This is a genomic window from Kitasatospora sp. NPDC088351 (assembly GCF_040685575.1).
Classification (GTDB): domain Bacteria; phylum Actinomycetota; class Actinomycetes; order Streptomycetales; family Streptomycetaceae; genus Kitasatospora.
The window spans coordinates 17822-37680 of sequence record NZ_JBFBIL010000038.1 but is presented as its reverse complement, the minus strand read 5'-3'; the positions used below and the strand labels follow the sequence as shown (position 1 = coordinate 37680).

The window sequence follows — 19859 nt, the reverse complement described above, 5'->3', positions numbered from 1 at the left end:
GCCAACAAGGGTACGTGCTCACCGCGAACGCGCGGCCGGGTTTCCTACCGCCGGGCGGCGGCCGCGAGACCGGCGTTGCGGGCGCGCTGGACGGCGGGCGCGATGGCGGCGGCCAGCGCGGTGACGTCCTCCCGGACGGAGGTGTGGCCGAGCGAGAACCGCAGCGAGGAGCGGGCCAGCACCGGGTCGACACCCAGCGCCAGCAGCACGTGGCTGGGCTGCGGCACCCCGGCCGAGCAGGCCGAGCCGGTGGAGCACTCGATGCCCTGGGCGTCGAGCAGCATCAGCAGTGCGTCGCCCTCGCAGCCGGGGAAGGAGAAGTGCGCGTTGGCGGGCAGCCGGCCCCCGGCCGTCGGGTCACCGTTGAGCACCGCGTCCGGGACGGCGGCCAGCACGGCGGCGACCAGTTCGTCCCGCAGCGCGCCGAGCGCCTCCTGGTGCTCCGCCCGGCGTTCGACCGCGATCGCCGCGGCGGCCGCGAAGCCGGCGGCGGCGGGCGCGTCCAGGGTGCCGGAGCGGACGTCGCGCTCCTGGCCGCCGCCGTGCAGCAGCGGGACGGGCGCCGCCCCGCGGGACAGCAGCAGCGCGCCGATGCCGAACGGGCCGCCGATCTTGTGGCTGGTGACGGTGAGCGCGGTGAGCCCCGACTCCGCGAAGGAGACCGGGACCTGGCCGAGCGCCTGCACCGCGTCGGCGTGCGTCGGGATGCCGTACTCGGCTGCCACGGCGGCGAGTTCGGCGATCGGCTGGACGGTGCCGACCTCGTTGTTGGCCCACATCACGGTGACCAGCGCGACCGAGGAAGGGTCCCGCTCGATCGCCGAGCGCAGCGCCTCCGGGCGCACCCGGCCGACGGCGTCGACCGGCAGGTACTCGACCTCGGCGCCCTCGTGCTCGGAGAGCCAGTGCACCGCGTCCAGTACGGCGTGGTGCTCGACCGGGCTGCAGAGCACCCTGGTCCGGGCCGGGTCGGCGCCGCGCCGGGCCCAGTACAGCCCCTTGACCGCGAGGTTGTCGGACTCGGTGCCGCCGCCGGTCAGCACGATCTCGCTGGGGCGGGCGCCCAGCGAGTCGGCGAGCGACTCGCGGGCCTCCTCGACCACCCGGCGGGCCCGGCGGCCGGACGCGTGCAGGGCTGAGGCGTTGCCGACGACCCCCAGGTGCGCCGTCATCGCGGCGATCGCCTCGGGCAGCATCGGCGTGGTCGCCGCGTGGTCCAGGTATGGCATAACCATCCGATTGTAGAGGGCCGCCGAGGGGCGGTCAGGCCATTGCCCCGACTGTGCCGCACCGTTGGCCGAACGGGACCCAAAGCCCGTGGGGTGGTTGGCCTGTCGCTCGGGGAAGCGGTTAGCCTGACGGCCACTGCAATCGGCCGGACGGGACTGGGGGCGGAATGTCGCAGTCGGTCGACCGCGCGCTCACCATCCTCGGCTCCCTCGGCGACGGCCCGGTCACCCTCGAACAGGCCGCGACCGGCATCGGGGTGCACAAGTCCACCGCGCTGCGGCTGCTGCGCACGCTGGAGGAGCACGGCTTCGTCCACCGCCAGTCCGATCTGCGCTACCGGCTCGGCGGCCGGCTGCTCTCGCTCGCGCACCGGGCGCTGGAGGAGATCGACGTCCGGCAGGTCGCCGCGCCGCATCTCGCGGCCCTCAACGAGCGTTGCGGCTTCACGGTCCAGCTGGCCGTGCTGCAGGACGGCGAGGTGCTGTACCTGGACGAGCTGGCCGGCCGCTGGGACGGCGCCGCGGCCCGGCCGTCCCGGATCGGCCGGCGCGCCCCGGCGGCCGGGACGGCGATCGGCCGGGTGCTGCTGGCCGGCCTGCCGGAGGACGGCGCCCGGGAGGACGGCCTGCCCGCCGAGCTGGCCGCCGTGCGCCGCCAGGGCTGGGCCGCGGAGTCGGCCGAGCACCGGGAGGCGGTGACCTGCGTGGCCGCCCCGGTGGCCGGCAGCGGCGGGCAGGCGGTCGCGGCCTGTGCGGTCAGCGCCCCGGCGGACCGGGTGCCGGCCGCCGAGCTGGCCCGGCTGCTGCCGGAGCTGCTCTGCACCGCCGAGGCGATCTCGCTCGCGTACGGCGGCTCGCCTACTCCTCGCTGGTGCGAGAACCGTTGCGGTGCCAGGCCCGGGGGGCGCGCCAGCCGAACCTGAGGGCGCACATCCGCAGCACGAACGCGGTCAGCGCGGCCGTCGTGCCGGTCACCGCGGTCAGGCGGTCGAGGCCGATCAGCGCCGCCACCAGCGCCGCGCCGACCAGGGCCGGGACGGCGTAGATCTCCCGGTCCCAGCGGAGCAGCGAGGGGATCTCGCCCGCCAGCACGTCCCGCATCACGCCGCCGCCGGCCGCCGTCACCATGCCGAGCGCCACCGCGGCCACCGCACCGAGCCCGTAGTCGTGCGCCTTGGCGGTGCCGGTGACGCAGAACAGCCCGAGGCCGAGCGCGTCCAGGGTCTGCACCGCCCGGTTGATCCGTTCGACCTCCGGGTGCAGGAAGAAGACCACCAGGCCGGCCACCAGCGGCGTCGAGAAGTAGCCGAGGTTGGAGAACGCGGCCACCGGTGTGGCCCCGATCACCAGGTCGCGCATCACACCGCCGCCCAGCGCGGTGACCTCCGCCAGCACACAGATCCCGAAGATGTCCATGTTCTTGCGCACGGCGAGCAGCCCCCCGGAGAGGGCGAAGACGAAGATGCCGACGAGGTCCAGCGTCTGCTGCACGTCGGAGGGGAAGATCTGCGAACTCACCGTCCCATGTGTACCCGATGCGCCGGGCGGGCCCGGGCAATGGTCACGGGCAATGGTCACAGTCGGGCCACGAAGCGCTTCCCGGGGCGCCGTCGGCACCACTCGAACGTTCCCGGTCATCGCGGCTTCCGCTAGCCTCCGCCTGTGAAGCTGATCGAACGTGTATCCAGGCGACGCGCCGGGAGCCCCGCCCCCGCCTCGTCGAGACTCGGCTGGCTCGACGCGCTGCGCGGCATCGCCGCGCTCTCCGTCGCCGTCTACCACCTCGCGCTGCCGTTCTACTGGATCCCGCACGGCACCAAGGTGCCGTACTACCTGGACCCGGGCATCTTCGGCGTGATGCTGTTCTTCCTGGTGAGCGGTTACATCATCCCGGCCTCACTGGAGCGGCGCGGCGACGTGCGGGCGTTCTGGGCCGGGCGCTTCTTCCGGATCTACCCCGTGGTGATCCTGACCGTGGTCGGCTGCCTGCTGATCCTCCCGCGCAACTACACCGTCGTGCAGGGCTGGGCCTTCGAGCACCCCCTGCTGTCGCTCGCCGGCAACGGGATGATGCTGCAGGACATGATGGGCGTGCCCAACGTCGTCGGGGTGATGTGGACGCTCACCTACGAGATGCTCTTCTACTACTTCGTGACGGCCCTGTTCGTCCTGGGCTGGCACCGGCGGAGCGCCCCGATCGCGATCGGCTTCGCGGCCTTCGCGCTGGTCCTCGGCTCCTGGCTGGCGCTGGGCACCATCTCGACCGATCTCGCCGCCACCCGCCATCTGGTGACGGCCGGCGGGCTCGTCGTCGTCATGGCGATGGTCTGCATCTTCACCGCCCGGCCGGAACTGGTCCGCTGGGGCGGGGTGCTGCTCGGCGGTCTGGGCCTGGTGCTGATCCTGCTGAACAGCCGGTCCACCGCGTTCGAGACCATGCTGATCTTCGCGACGATGTTCGCCGGCACCGTGCTGTACCGGCTCGAGCACGGCCAGATCGAGCGGCTCCCGGCCATCCTCTGCTGCCTCTTCGTGGCCGCGTCGGGTTTCCTGGTCGGCTACCTGTACAACCGCGGCCCGGCACTGTGGCGCACCTGGAGCGGCTCCTGGATGTCGTTCTCCTACGCGTACGTGGCCGCCTGGGCGGTCTTCGTGGTCGGCATGCTGCTGCGCAAGCGGCGCTTCCCGCGGGCGCTCAGCTGGCTGGGTGCGATCAGCTACTCGGTCTACCTGCTGCACAACCCGCTGGTCCACGGCATGAACTGGATGCTGGAGGGCCATGCGCCGATCGTCGGCTGGAAGGGCCGCACGGTGCAGTTCGTCGCCTTCATGGCCGTGCTGCTGATCCTCAGCTACCTCAGCTACCGCCTGATCGAGATCCCGTTCCAGAACCTCGGCCGCCGGGTGATGAAGGCCGTGAACCGCCGGTTCCCGCCGCCCGCGGCGCCGTCCCGGCCGGAGGCGGGGGCGGGCGGTCCGGCCGTGCCGACCGGGCGGGATCCGGAGCCCGCGCTGTCCGGCAGCGGCTGACCGCGACCGGCTGCCGCCGACCACCGAACGCGAAGGCCGTCCGCCCGGAGCTCCCAGGCTCCGGGCGGACGGCCTTCGCCGTCGGCGTCAGGTGTTCAGGACACCGCTGTTCAGGGCGCAGCTGTTCAGGACGCCCCGCCCGCGGGGGCGTTCTCCGGGAAGTGGCAGGCCACCTGGTGGCCGGTCTTCAGCGCGGCGAGCGGCGGTTCCTGGGCGGCGCAGATCTCCTGGGCCTTCCAGCAGCGGGTGCGGAAGCGGCAGCCGCTGGGCGGGTTGATCGGTGACGGCACGTCGCCCTGGAGCAGGATGCGCTCGCGCCCGCCCTGCTGCCTGCGGCGCGGGTCGGGCACCGGCACGGCGGACATCAGGGCGTTGGTGTACGGGTGCAGCGGGCTCGCGTAGAGCGAGTCCCGGTCGGCGATCTCGACGATCTTGCCGAGGTACATCACCGCGACCCGGTCGGAGACGTGCCGGACCACCGAGAGGTCGTGCGCGATGATCAGGTACGTCAGGCCCAGCTCGCGCTGGAGGTCGTCCAGCAGGTTGACCACCTGCGCCTGGATCGAGACGTCGAGGGCGGAGACCGGCTCGTCGGCGACGACCATCTTGGGCCGCAGGGCGAGCGCCCGGGCGATGCCGATGCGCTGGCGCTGGCCGCCGGAGAACTCGTGCGGGTAGCGGTTGTAGTGCTCGGGGCTGAGCCCGCACAGCTCCAGCAGGTCCTGGACGGCCCGCTTCACCCCGTGTTCGGTCTGCACCTTCTGCAGCCGGAACGGCGCGCCGACGATGGTGCCGACGGTGTGCCGGGGGTTCAGCGAGGAGTACGGGTCCTGGAAGATCATCTGGATGTCGCGGCGCAGCGGACGCATCGCACCGGCGCCCAGGTGGGTGATGTCGGTGCCCTCGAACTCGATCGTTCCGCCGGTCGGTTCGTCGAGCCGGGTGACCAGCCGGCCCATGGTCGACTTGCCGCAGCCGGACTCGCCGACGACGCCCAGGGTCTCGCCCGCGTTGACCGTGAAGTCGATGCCGTCGACGGCCCGCACCGCATCGGTCCGGCGCCGCAACAGCCCGCCGTGGATGGGGAAATGCCGGGTCAGACCGGCCACCCGGAGCAGCGGCTCGCGGTCGGGGGCGGGTGTCGGCGCAGGGATCCCCGCCGTCTGAGTGTCCGTCATCAGTGGTCTCCAGAAAGGTGGTACGAGGCCGGGCTCACAGCCGGGGTGCGATCTCTTCGGCGAAGATGCGGTGCCGGTCGGCGGCCCCGAGGTGGCAGGCCGCGTAGTGCCCGGGGGTGGCCTCGGCCAGCACCGGGATCTCCTCGGCCGAGCGCCCGCCGGTCAGTTCGGCGTACGGGCAGCGCGGGTGGAAGGCGCAGCCGGACGGCACGTTGATCAGGCTGGGCGGGGTGCCCTTGACCGGGACGAGCCGGTCCTGGAGCTCGCGGTCGAGTCGCGGCATCGAGCCCAGCAGGCCCCAGGTGTAGGGGTGTTCGGGCGCGTCGAAGAGGGTGTCGGCGGGTCCGCGCTCGACGCACTTGCCGCCGTACATGACCAGGATGTCGTCGGCGAGTTCGGCGACCACCCCGAGGTCGTGGGTGATGATGATGACGGCCGAGCCGAACTCCTGCTGGAGGTCGCGGATGAGGTCCAGGATCTGCGCCTGGACGGTGACGTCCAGGGCGGTGGTGGGCTCGTCGGCGATCAGCAGCGAGGGGTCGTTGACCAGCGCCATGGCGATCATGGCGCGCTGGCGCATGCCGCCGGAGAACTGGTGCGGGTAGTCGTCGACCCGGCGGTCGGGCTGCGGGATGCCGACCCGGTCGAGCATCTCGACGGCGCGGGCGCGGGCCTGCTTCTTGGTCGCCTGCGGGTGGTGCACCCGGTAGGCCTCGACGATCTGCGCCCCGACGGTGTAGTAGGGGTGCATCGCGGTGAGCGGGTCCTGGAAGATCATCGCCATCTGGCGGCCGCGCAGCTGGCGGACCCGGTCCGGTCCGGCCGCGATCAGCTCCTCGCCGTCCAGCCAGATCTCGCCGCCGATCCTGGCCCGCTTGGTGCGGTGCAGGCCCATGATGCCGAGCGAGGTGACGGACTTGCCGGAGCCGGACTCGCCGACGATGCCGAGGGTCCGGCCCTTCTGGAGGTCGAAGCTGACCCCGTCGACCGAGCGGACCAGGCCGTCGTCGGTGTCGAAGTGGATCCGCAGGTCGCGCACGGAGAGGAAGGCGTCCCGCGCCGCGCCCTCCCCCGCCGGGGCAGCGGTCTTCTGGAGGTCGGTCACGACAGCCTCACCCGGGGGTCGACAGCGGCGTACAGGAGGTCAACCACGAGGTTGCAGAGCACGATGAAGAAGGCGGCGAGCAGCGTGACGCCGAGGATCTTCGGCAGGTCGTTGTCGGTGATCGCGGAGACCGCGAACTGGCCGACGCCCTGGAGCGAGAAGACCTGTTCGGTGATCAGCGCACCGCCGAGCAGCAGGCCGAGGTCCATGCCGAAGATGGTGACGACGGGGGTGAGCGCGGAGCGCAGCCCGTGCCGGACGACCACCTTGCGCTCGGCCAGGCCCTTGGCCCGGGCGGTGCGGATGTAGTCCTCGCTCATCGTCTCCAGCATTCCGGCGCGGGTGAGCCGGGCGTAGAGCGCGGAGTAGAGGAAGGCCAGCGAGATCCACGGGAGGATCAGGTTGCGGGCCCACATCAGCGGGTCGTCGGTGAAGTTGACGTAGTGCGGGTTGTCCAGGATCGGCCACTCGTAGCTGAAGAGCGTGAGCAGCAGCGCGCCGGTGAAGAAGACCGGCAGCGAGACGCCGGCCAGCGCGACGCCCATGGAGAGCCGGTCGAAGATCGACTTCGGCTTGAGGGCGGAGACCACGCCGGTGGCGACACCGGAGACCAGCCAGACCACCGCGGCACCGCTGGCCAGCGAGAGGGTGATCGGGATGCGCTTGGTCAGCTCGGGCCAGACCTCCAGGTGGTTCTTGAACGAGTAGCCGAAGCACGGCACGTGGCAGGTGACCGGGTCCGGGCCGAACTTGTACTCGGCGCCGCTGACCAGTGCCTTCAGGAAGTGCCAGTACTGGGTGTAGAGCGGCTGGTCGAACCCGAGGTTCTTCTTGATCGCCGCGATCGCCTCGGGTGACGGGTTCTTCCCGATGTACTGCGCGGCCAGCTGGTCGGTCGTCTCGCCGGCCAGGCGCGGGAGCAGGAAGAAGATCGCGAAGGTGACCGCGCTGACCACCAGCAGCAGCACCAGGGCCGCGAACGTCCTGCGGATGATGTAGGCAAACACAGTTGGGCGGCTCCGGCGGCCCGCCGCCGTCCGGGATCCTCCGGACGGCGGCGGGCGCCGCTGCCTTCACCTGCCTTCAGGGATGTGGAGCCAGGCTCTTACTTGTTGGTGCCGATGTTCAGGTAGTCGTACTCACCCGAGAAGGCCGAGGTGGACACCACGTTGGTGGCGCTGTCCGGGCGGTACAGGAAGACCTTGAAGTAGGTCAGCGGCACGTAGACCGCGTCCTCCATGACCTTCTTGTCGATCGCCCCGTAGATCTTCTCGCGGGCCGCCTTGTCGGTGTTGACGGCGGCCTCGTCCAGCAGCTTGTTGACGTCGGCGTTGTTCTCCTGGGCCAGGTTGCTGTTGCCGGAGGCCTTGATCGAGCGGCCGTCGACGATCTGCTGCAGGAAGCCGTAGCCGGTCGGCCAGTCGGCACCCCACTGCATCATCATCAGGCCGATGTTCTTGTCCTGGGTGAACTGCGGGACACCGGCGTGGTCGGTGAAGTACTTGCCCTGCGGGTACTGCTGGATCTCGGCGTTGATGCCGACCTTCTTCAGCGCGGCCTGGATCGAGGTGGCCGCGGCGACCTCGGGGGCGCGCTCGGTGCGGGCGGTGAGCACGGTGCTGAAGCCGTCCGGCTTGCCGCAGGCCTTGAGGGCCGCCTTGGCCTTGCCCTCGTCGCCCTTGTTGTCCTTGGTCTCCCAGACGTTGAAGTCCTGGTGGCCCGGGATGTCCGGCGGGAGCACGGTGCTGGCGATCGAGCCGCGGATCGGGCCGCCCATGGCGGTCTGCACCGAGACCTTGTCGATCGCGTACTGGACGGCCTTGCGGCACTCGATGTTGTCGAACGGCGCGACCTTGGTGTTGATCGCGGTGTAGACCAGGCGGCCGCCGAAGGCGTTGTCGGTGCTGGCCTTGAGCTTCTGGTCGCGCAGGATCTGCGCCTGGGTCTGCGGGTCGACACCGGCGCCGACGAGGTCCACCTGGGCGTTGCCGGCCAGCAGGTCCTTGTCGATGGTGGACTGCTCGATGTTCATCCTGACCACGATCTTGTCCGCGAGCTGCTTGCGGATCGGGTCGGTGCTCGGGTCCCAGTTGGTGTTGGGCACCAGGGTGAGCTGCTTGCCGTCCTCGTAGGACTCGAACTTGTAGGTGCCCGAGGCCACCACGTGCTTCACGTAGTCCGCGCCGGTGTCCTTGGCCTGCGGGACCGGCACCGTCTGCGGGGCGCTGACCAGGTAGTCGAAGTCGGCGAAGGCGTGCTTCAGGTGGAAGACGATGGTGGTGTCGTCCGGCGTCTCGATCGAGTTCAGCCCGCCGGTCTTGTCCTTGTACGGGCCCTCGTACGGCGTCGGGTTGTCGACCAGCAGCTCCTTGAAGTACGTCGGGCCGTTGGAGTTCACCTCCGCCGCGAAGTTGGAGCGCTCCACCGCGTACTTGACGTCCTTGGAGCTGATCGGGGTGCCGTCCTCGTACTTCAGGCCGGCCCGCAGCTTGTACGTCCAGGTCAGGCCGTCCGCGCTGGGCGTGCCCATGGACTCGGCCAGGTCCGGGACCAGCTTGTTGCCCTCGTCGCCGGGGCCCGGCGCGAAGGTGGTCAGCGGACGCCCGTACAGGCGCGAGAAGTTGTAGATGTACGCGTAGTACGTGTTGCCCGGGTCGAAGGAGTCCGGCGTACCGCGCATCTCGTAGGTGACGGTGCCGCCCTTCTTGTCCGAGGCGTTGACGATGCCCTTGGTGGCCGCGCCGGAGGCACCGCCGTCGCCGACACCGGCGGAGGAGGGGGCGGAGGAGGAACTGTCGCTCTTGGACGAGCCGGACGAGCAGCCGGTGACGATCAGGACCGTGGCAGCGGCCGCGGCGGTGAGCGCGACGGTACGGGACCTACGCATGGGTGGGATCAACCCCTTGAGGAAGTGGTGGCGGATCGAAGGGTCCTGACGAGAAGTCAGTTGCTCTTGGGATCGAGGGCGTCACGCAGCCCGTCGCCGAGCAGGTTGAAGGCGAGCACGGTGAGGAAGATCGCCATACCGGGGACCACCATGTACTGCGGGTCCACCTGGTAGTACTTGATCGCGTCGTTGAGCATGCCGCCCCAGGAGGCCTGCGGGGCCTGGATGCCGACGCCGAGGAAGCTGAGGCCCGCCTCGAAGAGGATGTTGGTCGGGATCAGCAGCGTCGAGTAGACCAGGATCGGACCGACCAGGTTGGGCAGCAGCTCCCTGAACAGGATGAACGGGCCCCGGGCGCCCAGACTGCGGGCGGCGAACACGAACTCCCGTTCGCGCAGCGAGAGGGTCTGGCCGCGCACGATCCGGCCCATGTAGGGCCAGTTGAAGAAGCCGATCACGAAGATCAGCACGGCGATGTGCAGCGGGAGCCCGTGCAGGCCGAAGGCGCCGCCCTGGAGCGAGGCGGAGATCGCGATGGCGAAGAGCAGCAGCGGGAAGGCGAGGAAGACGTCCATCACCCGGCTGATCAGGGTGTCCACCCAGCCGCCGTAGTAGCCGGCCATCACGCCGAGCACCACGCCGATGGTGTTGGACAGCAGGGTCGCCCCGAAGGCGACGAGCAGGGAGACCCAGGAGCCCTCGATGACCCGGGTGAGCAGGTCACGGCCCTGCAGCGGGTCGACCCCGAGCGGGTGGTCCCAGCTCATCCCGCCCCAGTCGCCCAGCGGCAGGCCGCCGAGGTTGGCGTCCAGCAGGTCCTGGTTGAGGGCGTCGGGGTCCAGTCCGAAGACGGACTCGATCGGCTTGGCCAGCAGGGCGAGCAGGATCAGCAGGATCACCACGACACCGCCGGCGACGGCGGCCTTGTCCCGCTTGAAGCGGGTCCAGGCGATCCGGCCGAGCGAGCGGCCTTCGATCTTCTTGGCCGGGCTCGCGGCGGCGGCTGCCCCCGGTTCGCTCCCGGCGGTCTTGATGGGTGCGGTCATGGTCAGTTGGTCCCCTCGCCGACGGTGGCCGGCCCACGGGTGCCGGTCGCCGGTTCGGCGCTACGGCTGGTGCGGACGTGCGGAGGTGCAGGGTTCGGGTGGTGCACGGCGGTACGAGGTACTCGGTGCTGCTGCCACGCGGGATGGGCATCGCGCGGTTCGAGCGGTTCGCGGCGCGCGTTCACCTTTGTGGGGCTCCAAGTACACGCGGTGCGTTGCGCAGAACTCTCTGCCATCTGAACTGGCTTGCGCCAGCCCTGACCACCGACAGATGCCCAACTGTGATCTGTGCGCATGCACCTCCGGATTCTCGGCATATCCCTCTTCACACAGCTGTTACAGGCATGTCAAGATGTGTGACGGCACCGGCCGGAAAATCGTCCGGAAAAACCAGGAAGCCGACCTGACGTCACGTCAAGTCGGCTTCTCGTACTGGTTTTCGACGGTGCGGGGCTCCGGCGCGCCCGGTCAGCGCCCCGGATAGCCGGGCCACGGCTGCTGCTGCGGCGGCTGCCCCGGCCAGCCAGGGCCGGGCGGCTGGGTGCCGTAACCGCCGTACGCCGGCCCCGTCTGCGAGGTGTACGGCGGTGGCGGCACCGGCGGGTAGGGCGCGGTCGCCGGCCGCCCGTGGCCGGCCACCTCACGGTCGAAGAACGGCCGCGCGTTGGCCCGCATCCAGAGCGCCACCGGGTCGTACTCGTCCCCCATCGCCACCGTGGAGACGGCCAGGCCCTCCGGGGCCACCGCGATCGCCCGCTGCATCAGGGCCCGGACGGCCTCCACGGTCGGTGGCGAACTCTCGTAAAGATCAAGGCCGATGGCCAGGTACGGCTCGCCGACGGCGGGCTGCACCCAGGCCCGGCACAGCGCCCTGACCGCCCGCACCTCGCCCGCCTGCCGCTCCAGCAGCGCGAAGAACTGCTGGGCCGGCACCTGCGGTTCGCTCAGCTTCAGCGGCCCGGCCGGCAGCCGGTCCAGCCCCGCCGCGATCCGCCGGAGGTCCGCCCAGGGCACCCCGACACCGCCGCCGGGGGCGTGCGGATTCAGCCAGAGGCCCCAGCGGGTGCGGTACAGCGAGGCGGCGATCTCCCGGCCGGAGATCACCTCGTGCGCCCGGGCCCAGCCGGACGCCGCCAGCTGCTCGGGCGAGGTGACGGCCGGCGCGTAGCCGTGGCCGCTGATCTCCATGTTCCCGTACTGGGCGTCCGGGCTGCCGGGGGTGCCGTGCCAGAGCAGCATCCAGACCTGGCCCGCGGCAAGGGCGTGCAGCAGCGCCTCGTACGCCTCGTAGCGCTCCGGCGCGACCTCGCGCAGGGCTCGCTCCAGCGCACCCGGATCCGCGCCGGGGCGCCCGGCGGGCGCCTGGCCCCAGGGCCCCGGTGCACCGCCCGCTACCGCTCCCGCACTCATGCGCCCACCTCGCTGCGCCTCTTCTTCTCTCACCCGCCGACCCGGCGGCTGCCTGCACGCACCCTATGGCGCGCCACCGACCGCCGCCACGCCGACGTGTCTGCCTCGTCCCCTCCTCCGGCCCGACGCCGGGCGGGGAGGGAACGCGTCACATCCGTGTGTAGAACGGCCGGACCTGGTTGAGCAACCACTCGACCACGGGATCCTCCACGAGATCGAGTAGTACGAGGTGGACGCCGCCGGGCAGCGGCGCGGTTCCCAGTGCCCGGCCCAGTGCTTCGTTCACGGTGGCCGGCTCGGCCGGGGCCGCCGGGTCGAGCTGGACCCCGATGAACATCACGGTCGGCTCGCCCTCGACGCTGGCCAGCGCCCGCCGGGCGGTCAGCACCCCGGGCAGGCCGGCGAGTTCGGCCCGGGCGGCGGCCAGGAAGGCCTCCGGGTCCTCGCCCGGCACCGGCTCGCGCAGCGCCACCCGGCCGCCGGTCGGGCTGTCCGGGGCCTCCCAGCGGTCCTCGCGCGGCCCGCGCCGCAGCTCGGCCACGCCCTCCGGCGGCACCGGGATGCCGACCGCCGCCTCCGGGTTCACCGCGATGCCGATGCCCAGCGGCAGCCCGCGGGCGAACTCCCAGACCGGCGCGACCGCGAAGGCCATCCCCGGCGCCTGCCGCAGGAACACCTCCTGCGAGGAGAAGACCGGCACATAGGGGTCGCCGGCCAGCTCGACGGTCGGCAGGTTCAGCGACTGGCCCTGCGGATCGGCCCCGGCCGGCAGCGGGATCCACACCTGGCTGCGGGCCAGTACCTCGATCACCCGGGCGGTCGCGCCCGGGTCGCCGAGCGCGGCGGTGAGCACCTGCTCCAGCTCGTTGGCCGGCCATCCGCCGCCCTGCGGCGCCGTCTCCGGGCCGCCCCACCCCTGCTGCTGCTCCGCCGGGTACCCCATGCGCCCCTGTACCGCCCTGTGTCCGTGTGTCGTGCTCGTGCGCCGCGCCGTGCCCGCCGGCGCGCCCGCCGACGCCGAGCAGCCTAGCGGGCCGCCCGGGCCCCCTCTCCCGCCCGGGGCGCAGACGTGCCATGATGTGCGCGTCTCCGCGCTTTCCCGACGGAGGCCCCTAACTCCATACAGGCCGCTCGAACCCGCGCGGGAGAGCCCGGAGTGCCCCGTCAGGCGGCACAGCCGGCGCCGAAGGAGCAAGTCCTCCCCGGAAACTCTCAGGCACCCCTTACCGCACGGGTTAGGCACATCTGGAAAGCGGCGCACGGCTCTGCCACGCGCCCACCCACGGTGCAAGCCGCCATGTTGTCCTGTTAGCTGTAAAGAGCTGCGGGCCTGCGTGCGGTGAAGCTCTCAGGTACGACGACAGATGGGGAGACCCAGCCGCCGCATGCCCGCGCGCAGGGTCGGCCCCGAGCGGGACCGGTCCGGCGTGCGCACACCTGAGTGCCCAGACCGAGGAGTCCCAGGCCATGTCGTCCCTCCGCCTCACCGCGCTCGACGCGCTGCACCGCGCCCTCGGCGCGACCATGACCGACTTCGCCGGCTGGGACATGCCGCTGCGCTACGGCAGCGAGCGCGAGGAGCACCTCGCCGTCCGCACCAGGGCCGGCCTCTTCGACCTCTCCCACATGGGCGAGATCACCGTCACCGGTCCGCAGGCCGGCGAGATGCTGGACCACGCGCTGGTCGGCTTCGTCTCCGCGCTGGGCGTGCTGCGCGCCCGCTACACCATGATCTGCGCCGAGGACGGCGGCATCCTGGACGACCTGATCGTCTACCGCCTGCGCGAGGACGCCTTCCTGGTCGTCGCCAACGCCTCCAACGCCCAGCTGGTGCTGGACGAGCTGATCGCCCGCGCCAAGGGCTTCGACGCCGTCGTCACCGACGACCGCGACACCTACTCCCTGATCGCCGTCCAGGGCCCGGAGTCCACCGCGATCCTCGCCGACACCACCGACGCCGACCTGCCCGGCCTGAAGTACTACGCGATCCTCCCGGCCCGGGTGGCCGGCCGCGAGGTGCTGCTCGCCCGCACCGGCTACACCGGCGAGGACGGCTTCGAGATCTTCTGCGCCCCGGCCGACGCCGAGCCCGTCTGGACGGCGCTGACCGAGGCCGGCGCCGACCGCGGCCTGGTGCCCTGCGGCCTGTCCTGCCGCGACACGCTGCGCCTGGAGGCGGGCATGCCGCTGTACGGGCACGAGCTGTCCACCGACCTGACCCCGTTCGACGCCGGCCTGGGCCGGGTCGTCCGGTTCGACAAGACCACCAACGAGGGCGCGTTCATCGGCCGCAAGGCGCTGGAGAAGGCCGCCGCCGAGGCCGAGGCCCACCCGCCGCGGGTGCTGGTCGGCCTGGTCTCCGAGGGCAAGCGCGTCCCGCGCGCCGACTACACCGTGGTCTCCGCCGACGGCACGCCGATCGGCCGGATCACCTCCGGCGCCCCCTCCCCCACGCTGGGCAAGCCGATCGCGATCGCCTACGTGGACGCGGCGCACGCCGCGCCCGGCACCACCGTCGCGGTGGACGTCCGCGGCCGGCCCGAGCCGGTGCAGGTCGTGGCGCTGCCGTTCTACAAGCGCGCCCGCTGAGGGCCCGCTCCGTCCCGCGCCGGGCAGCTCCCCGGCGCGGGGCGGAGCCCGCCTCCGGCCCGTCCGCCGAGGCCCGCTTTCCCCCCGTAGATCCACGTCGATGCCGTCCGCCCGCCGGACCGCTTCGTCGTACCCGCTTCCCATCCTGGAGAATGACGCCATGAGCAACCCCCAGCACCTGCAGTACACCAAGGAGCACGAGTGGCTGACGGCCGCCGCTGACGGTGTCTCCACGGTCGGTATCACCGCCCACGCGGCCGACGCCCTGGGCGACATCGTCTATGTGCAGCTGCCCGAGGTCGGCGAGACCGTGACCGCGGGTGAGACCTGTGGCGAGCTCGAGTCCACCAAGTCGGTCAGCGACCTGTACTCGCCGGTCACCGGCGAGATCGTCGAGGTCAACCAGGCCGTCCTGGACGACAACGCCCTCGTCAACAGCGAGCCCTTCGAAGGCGGCTGGCTGTTCAAGGTCCGCGTCGAGGCCACCGACGAGCTGCTGAGCGCCGACGAGTACGACGCGCTCACCAACCCCGAGGCCTGATCGTCCGCCGGGGCGGCCGCAGCGCGGCGGCCGCCCCGCGGCCGGCCGTCCCCGCCCTCCCGTCGCCCGCCGCCTCCCTCCCAAGGGCGCGCCAAGCGCGGCACGTCCTTCTCTCCTCCCCGGGAAGACCACACCATGACGGTTCTCAACCAGTCCCTGCACGCTCTCGACCCGGAGATCGCCGCCGCGGTCGACGCCGAGCTGCACCGCCAGCAGACCACCCTGGAAATGATCGCCTCCGAGAACTTCGCCCCGGTGGCGGTCATGGAGGCCCAGGGCTCGGTGCTCACCAACAAGTACGCCGAGGGCTACCCCGGCCGCCGCTACTACGGCGGCTGTGAGCACGTGGACGTCGTCGAGCAGATCGCGATCGACCGGATCAAGGCCCTGTTCGGCGCCGAGCACGCCAACGTCCAGCCGCACTCCGGCGCGCAGGCCAACGCCGCCGCGATGTTCGCGCTGATCCAGCCGGGCGACACCATCCTGGGCCTGAGCCTGGCCCACGGCGGTCACCTGACCCACGGCATGAAGATCAACTTCTCCGGCAAGCTCTACAACGTGGCCGCGTACCACGTCGACGAGAAGACCGGCCAGGTCGACATGGCCGAGGTCGAGCGCCTCGCCAAGGAGCACCAGCCCAAGCTGATCATCGCCGGCTGGTCCGCCTACCCGCGCCAGCTGGACTTCGCCGCCTTCCGCCGGATCGCCGACGAGGTCGGCGCGCTGCTGATGGTCGACATGGCGCACTTCGCCGGTCTGGTCGCCGCCGGCCTGCACCCCAACCCGGTGCCGTACGCGGACGTGGTCACCACCACCACCCACAAGACCCTGGGCGGCCCGCGCGGCGGCGTCATCCTCTCCAAGGCCGAGTTCGCCAAGAAGATCAACTCCGCGGTCTTCCCCGGCCAGCAGGGCGGTCCGCTGGAGCACGTGATCGCCGGCAAGGCCGTCGCGTTCAAGGTCGCCGCCTCGGAGGAGTTCAAGGAGCGCCAGCAGCGCACCCTGGACGGCGCCCGGATCCTGGCCGAGCGCCTGCTCCAGGCCGATGTCGCCGAGGCCGGCGCGTCCGTCCTGTCCGGCGGCACCGATGTGCACCTGGTCCTGGTCGACCTGCGCAACAGCGCGCTCGACGGCCAGCAGGCCGAGGACCGCCTCCACGAGGTCGGCATCACGGTCAACCGCAACGCCGTCCCGAACGACCCCCGCCCGCCGATGGTCACCTCCGGCCTGCGGATCGGCACCCCGGCGCTCGCCACCCGCGGCTTCCAGGCCGAGGACTTCCGCGAGGTCGCCGACATCATCGCCGAGGCGCTGAAGCCGGCCTTCGACGAGGCCGTCGCCACCGCTCTGAAGGCCCGCGTCTCCGCGCTGGCCGCGAAGTACCCGCTCTACCCGAACCTGTAGTCCGGCGCGGGTGACCGGCCTCACCCCGTCGGGCCACCTGCGATCAAGGGGCACCGCGCACACTGGACAGTGCGCGCGGTGCCCCGTTCCGTGCCGGCACCTGCCCGCCTGTCCTTCCACGAGACCAGACAAGGACGTCCCCCGTGGCCATCAGCGTCTTCGACCTCTTCTCCATCGGCATCGGCCCTTCGAGTTCCCACACCGTCGGCCCCATGCGCGCCGCCCGGATGTTCGCCCGCCGACTGAAGTCCGAGGGCCTGCTGGCTGGCACCACCGCCGTCCGCGCCGAGCTGTACGGCTCGCTCGGCGCCACCGGGCACGGCCACGGCACCCCGAAGGCCGTCCTGCTGGGCCTGGAGAACAACTCCCCGCGCACCGTGGACGTCGACCAGGCCGACCTGGACGTCGAGCGGATAAGGGCCGAGAAGCGCCTCAACCTGCTCGGCAGCCAGCCGATCGACTTCGACCCGGACACCCAGCTCGTCCTGCACCGCCGCCGCTCGCTGCCGTACCACGCCAACGGCATGACCCTCTGGGCGTACGCGGCCGACGGCTCCACGCTGCTGGAGAAGACGTACTACTCGGTCGGCGGCGGCTTCGTGGTCGACGAGGACGCGCTCGGCGCGGACCGGGTCAAGCCCGACGACACCGCCCTGCGCTACCCCTTCCGCACCGGCGAGGAACTGCTCCGGCTCACCCGCGAGACCGGTCTGTCCATCTCCGGCCTGATGCTGGAGAACGAGAAGGCCTGGCGGACGGAGGAGGAGATCCGGGCCGGGCTGCTGGAGATCTGGCGCGTCATGCAGGAGTGCGTCCGGGCCGGCATGTCCCGCGAGGGCATCCTCCCCGGTGGCCTCAAGGTCCGCCGCCGCGCCGCCTCCGGCGCCCGCGCGCTGCGCGCCGAGGGCATCGGCCCGGCCAACGCCATGGAGTGGGTGACCCTCTACGCGATGGCCGTCAACGAGGAGAACGCCTCCGGCCGGCGCGTCGTCACCGCCCCCACCAACGGCGCGGCCGGCATCATCCCCGCCGTCCTGCACTACTACCTGAACTTCATCCCCGGCGCCGACGACGAGGGCATCGTCCGCTTCCTCCTCGCCGCCGGCGCGATCGGCATGCTCTTCAAGGAGAACGCCTCCATCTCCGGCGCCGAGGTCGGCTGCCAGGGCGAGGTCGGCTCCGCCTGCTCGATGGCCGCCGGCGGCCTCGCCGAGGTCCTCGGCGGCTCCCCCGAACAGGTCGAGAACGCCGCCGAGATCGGCATCGAGCACAACCTCGGCCTCACCTGCGACCCGGTCGGCGGCCTGGTCCAGATCCCCTGCATCGAGCGCAACGGCATGGCGTCCGTCAAGGCCGTCACCGCCGCCCGGATGGCCCTGCGCGGCGACGGCCGCCACCACGTCTCCCTCGACAAGGCGATCAAGACCATGAAGGAGACCGGCGCCGACATGAAGATCAAGTACAAGGAGACCAGCCGCGGCGGCCTCGCCGTCAACGTCATCGAGTGCTGACCCCCGCACTCCCCCGCCGAGCCGGCCGGACGGCCCCCGTCCGGCCGGCTCAGCGGCGCGACACCCGGCCCCGGCCACGGACGCGCCGTCACCTCCAGGCGCGGCCGGGCGCCGGGCCCGTCCCCCGTGTCCTTCGGCACGTGAGGGGACGGGCCCGGCGCGGGCTCAGCGGTCTGCGGGCCGGCCGGTCGGGGCCGTGCGGGCTTCGAGCAGTACGGCCCGGCGGAACGCCGCGCTGCGTCCCGCGCAGTCGGCGCAGATCGCGGCGCCGTCCTCGGTGCTGGGGTCGCGGTCCATCTCCACGGCGATATAGGAGTGGTCGCAGGTGTGGCAGCGGACGCGGGTCTCCCAGATGTCCTCGACCTCGTCGCGCGGGTCGCCCGGCCGGTCGAGGGCGACGGGTCGGCCGAGCCGGTGGGCCACGGTGTACAGGACGATGCTGAGCACCAGGACCAGGGGGGTGGACCACGTGGTCCCGAAGGTGCCGGTGCCCTCGTACACCGCGATGCCGAGCACCGAGACGATCAGCCAGACGATCGCGCCGGGGCCGAACGAGGCCACCCGGCCGGGGCGGAACTCCGGCAGCCCGTCGCGGTCGCCGTGGCGGCTGAGCCACATGTGGGTCAGGGCGATGCCCACCCAGGCGACGACGAACGCGCCCTGCCAGGCCAGCGCGGTGAGCAGGTAGCTGAGGACATCGGTGAGCATGAACAGGTAGGTCAGCACGCCGGCGAGCATCAGGGCGGCGACCCGGGGGACGCGGATCCGCAGCAGCCGCGTGAACAGGGCCTCCAGATTGGTGGAGGCGACGTAGTAGTTCGCCGTGTTGATCCTGGACTGGGTCACCCAGACGACGACCAGGCCCGAGATCCCCATCAGGTTGATGACGGTGTCGCCGATGGCTGTCTCCGACAAGGCGCCGGAGGTGCCGGCCGCCATCACCAGGAAGATCCCGATGAGACCGTTGGCGAGGTACACGAAGAGGTAGAAGACCGGGCCGAAGGTGACGACGCTGTGGTAGCGGCTGTCCTCGGGCTTGCCGAAGCGGGCGAAGTCCACCGTGTACATCATGAAGACGAACACGCCGAGGTAGACGAACAGGGCGTAGAGCCAGCCCGGCGCGCTGAGGTCCGGGGCACTGTCCGGGACGTGGGTCAGCCAGCCCTTGGAGGGGTACTTCACCGCGGCCAGGACGACGGCGACGAGCAGGCCGCCCCAGTACAGCGGCAGCAGGAAGCCGTTGAACTTGTCCATCCAGCGGCGCACTCCGCCGATGACCATCGGCAAGTTGGTGACGACGGCGACGGCGTACCAGATCCGGATATCCAGCACCCCGGTGTAGGCGTGCAGGGCGTGGGCGATGACGGAGCTCTCGAACACGGCGTAGTACAGCGCTGTGGCCGCGAGGATGAGCGGGGCCAGCACGGAGCCGGCGAGGCCGAAGAGCCGTTGCGAGAGCAGGGCGACGGTGAGCCCGGTGTGCGCGGCGTAGCGCGACAGGGCGCCGCCGACGACGCCGAACACGATGACGGCCAGGACGATGCCGATGAGGGTGTTGACGGTGCCGACCGTGACAGCCAGCGTCGCCGCGGTGACGAGGTAGAACATGCCGCTGATCACGGCGTACCAGGTCATCGTCAGGGAGAGCCGGCTGCTGCGCCAGCTCAGTGGGACGACGTGGGTGGAGTAGTCCTCGTTGGCGGCCTCCTTGACCACACGGGGGTCGTCGTGGAAGGAGACGTCCAGGGGCCTGGGTCTGCGGGTGGTCTGCTTGCCGTTGGTCCGGGTGCTGTCTGTGGTCACGGGGGTGTCCTTCTCCGGGCGGTGGTGAGCCGCGGGGTGCTGCCGGGGCGTCCGGAAGGAGGGCAGGCGGCCCGGTGGGGGCGCGAGTTGGGACGCGTACCGCCGTGGGGGAGGCGGTCCGGCGGG

16 protein-coding genes and 1 riboswitch are annotated in these 19859 nt (G+C 71.6%); of the genes, 6 read left to right on the top strand and 10 right to left on the bottom strand.

Annotated elements, in window-relative coordinates; translation table 11 throughout:
* Positions 1–44: 44 nt before the first annotated feature.
* Positions 45–1229, bottom strand: coding sequence for a cysteine desulfurase family protein (locus AB0P06_RS24490; RefSeq protein ID WP_363610751.1), 1185 nt, complete (start codon positions 1227–1229; stop codon positions 45–47).
* Between the two features lie 167 nt (positions 1230–1396).
* Between AB0P06_RS24490 and AB0P06_RS24485 the strand changes: the two genes are divergently transcribed.
* Complete coding sequence (locus tag AB0P06_RS24485; RefSeq protein WP_363610749.1) at positions 1397–2152, top strand: IclR family transcriptional regulator; 756 nt, start codon at positions 1397–1399, stop codon at positions 2150–2152.
* On the opposite strand, the gene AB0P06_RS24480 is transcribed toward AB0P06_RS24485, so the two are convergent.
* Positions 2088–2747 (bottom strand): trimeric intracellular cation channel family protein, encoded by a 660-nt coding sequence (locus AB0P06_RS24480; RefSeq protein ID WP_363610747.1) that lies wholly within the window; start codon positions 2745–2747, stop codon positions 2088–2090. The two genes, AB0P06_RS24485 and AB0P06_RS24480, sit on opposite strands and share 65 nt — an antisense overlap.
* 144 nt (positions 2748–2891) lie before the next feature.
* On the opposite strand from AB0P06_RS24480, the gene AB0P06_RS24475 reads away from it, so the two are divergent.
* Positions 2892–4259, top strand: coding sequence for an acyltransferase (locus AB0P06_RS24475; RefSeq protein WP_363610745.1), 1368 nt, complete (start codon positions 2892–2894; stop codon positions 4257–4259).
* A 125-nt stretch (positions 4260–4384) separates the two neighbouring features.
* Here AB0P06_RS24475 and AB0P06_RS24470 read toward each other — a convergent pair whose 3' ends face one another.
* From AB0P06_RS24470 to AB0P06_RS24440, 7 genes are all read right to left on the bottom strand, one after another.
* Positions 4385–5437 carry a dipeptide ABC transporter ATP-binding protein gene (locus AB0P06_RS24470; RefSeq protein WP_363610743.1) on the bottom strand — a complete coding sequence of 351 codons (1053 nt, stop codon included), beginning with the start codon at positions 5435–5437 and terminating at the stop codon, positions 4385–4387.
* A 34-nt stretch (positions 5438–5471) separates the two neighbouring features.
* Positions 5472–6542: an ABC transporter ATP-binding protein gene (locus AB0P06_RS24465; protein WP_363610741.1), complete on the bottom strand. Its 1071-nt coding sequence runs from the start codon at positions 6540–6542 to the stop codon at positions 5472–5474.
* A complete protein-coding gene (locus tag AB0P06_RS24460; protein ID WP_363610739.1) occupies positions 6539–7549 on the bottom strand; it encodes an ABC transporter permease in 1011 nt (336 codons plus the stop codon). The genes AB0P06_RS24465 and AB0P06_RS24460 overlap by 4 nt, the downstream gene beginning before the upstream one ends.
* A 98-nt stretch (positions 7550–7647) precedes the next feature.
* Entirely contained in the window at positions 7648–9429 is a 1782-nt protein-coding gene (locus AB0P06_RS24455) for an ABC transporter substrate-binding protein (RefSeq protein ID WP_363610737.1), read from the bottom strand.
* Positions 9430–9485: 56 nt separating this feature from the next.
* On the bottom strand, positions 9486–10475 hold the full coding sequence (locus AB0P06_RS24450; RefSeq protein WP_363610735.1) for an ABC transporter permease: 990 nt from the start codon (positions 10473–10475) through the stop codon (positions 9486–9488).
* Between the two features lie 468 nt (positions 10476–10943).
* Positions 10944–11885, bottom strand: a complete 942-nt coding sequence (locus tag AB0P06_RS24445; protein ID WP_363610733.1) for an enhanced serine sensitivity protein SseB C-terminal domain-containing protein — start codon at positions 11883–11885, stop codon at positions 10944–10946.
* A gap of 148 nt (positions 11886–12033) precedes the next feature.
* On the bottom strand, positions 12034–12828 hold the full coding sequence (locus AB0P06_RS24440) for an enhanced serine sensitivity protein SseB (protein ID WP_363610731.1): 795 nt from the start codon (positions 12826–12828) through the stop codon (positions 12034–12036).
* 189 nt (positions 12829–13017) lie between these two features.
* A riboswitch (glycine riboswitch) is annotated at positions 13018–13124 on the top strand.
* A gap of 228 nt (positions 13125–13352) precedes the next feature.
* Between AB0P06_RS24440 and gcvT the strand changes: the two genes are divergently transcribed.
* The 4 genes from gcvT to AB0P06_RS24420 all read left to right on the top strand — a co-directional run bounded on the left by gcvT (position 13353) and on the right by AB0P06_RS24420 (position 17930).
* Positions 13353–14474: a glycine cleavage system aminomethyltransferase GcvT gene (gene gcvT / locus AB0P06_RS24435; protein ID WP_363610729.1), complete on the top strand. Its 1122-nt coding sequence runs from the start codon at positions 13353–13355 to the stop codon at positions 14472–14474.
* 160 nt (positions 14475–14634) lie between these two features.
* A complete protein-coding gene (gene gcvH / locus AB0P06_RS24430; RefSeq protein WP_363610727.1) occupies positions 14635–15015 on the top strand; it encodes a glycine cleavage system protein GcvH in 381 nt (126 codons plus the stop codon).
* 135 nt (positions 15016–15150) lie between these two features.
* Positions 15151–16419, top strand: coding sequence for a serine hydroxymethyltransferase (glyA, locus tag AB0P06_RS24425; protein WP_363610725.1), 1269 nt, complete (start codon positions 15151–15153; stop codon positions 16417–16419).
* 143 nt (positions 16420–16562) lie between these two features.
* Positions 16563–17930, top strand: coding sequence for an L-serine ammonia-lyase (locus tag AB0P06_RS24420; protein ID WP_363610723.1), 1368 nt, complete (start codon positions 16563–16565; stop codon positions 17928–17930).
* 165 nt (positions 17931–18095) lie between these two features.
* On the opposite strand, the gene AB0P06_RS24415 is transcribed toward AB0P06_RS24420, so the two are convergent.
* Entirely contained in the window at positions 18096–19733 is a 1638-nt protein-coding gene (locus tag AB0P06_RS24415; protein WP_363610721.1) for a cytosine permease, read from the bottom strand.
* Positions 19734–19859 lie beyond the last annotated feature (126 nt).